1 protein-coding gene is annotated in these 242 nt (G+C 42.6%); it reads right to left on the bottom strand.

Features of this window, described 5'->3' with window-relative positions:
* Positions 1 to 59: 59 nt before the first annotated feature.
* Positions 60 to 242, bottom strand: a 183-nt coding sequence (locus tag CWB62_RS18530) for a penicillin acylase family protein (RefSeq protein WP_138556299.1), incomplete at its 5' end; no start/stop codon positions are given.

The raw sequence follows: 242 nt of genomic DNA, 5'->3' as shown, positions 1-242 counted from the left end.
GTCCAGTACTGTGCCTATTTATAACACAATAAAGAGATAAAAATATAACCCCTCACTATTTATGGCTGTGGTGTGAACGTGATTTCGTGAGTTAAAACTTGTGGTAATAACGGCGTATTCTCGCCTTGTGCATACTCTTCAAAGCCACTGCGATAGAAAGGTGAAAGTGGGTGACCACTTTGCCCACCAGCCACGGTCATAATGGCTTTTTCTAACTCACCTGGCTGAACTATAAAACGCTG

This window comes from Pseudoalteromonas sp. S408 (genome assembly GCF_005886645.1).
In the GTDB taxonomy this organism is placed as follows: Bacteria; Pseudomonadota; Gammaproteobacteria; order Enterobacterales; family Alteromonadaceae; genus Pseudoalteromonas.
The sequence above is the reverse complement of the archived record's forward strand: the minus strand, read 5'-3'. Positions and strand labels throughout refer to the sequence as shown.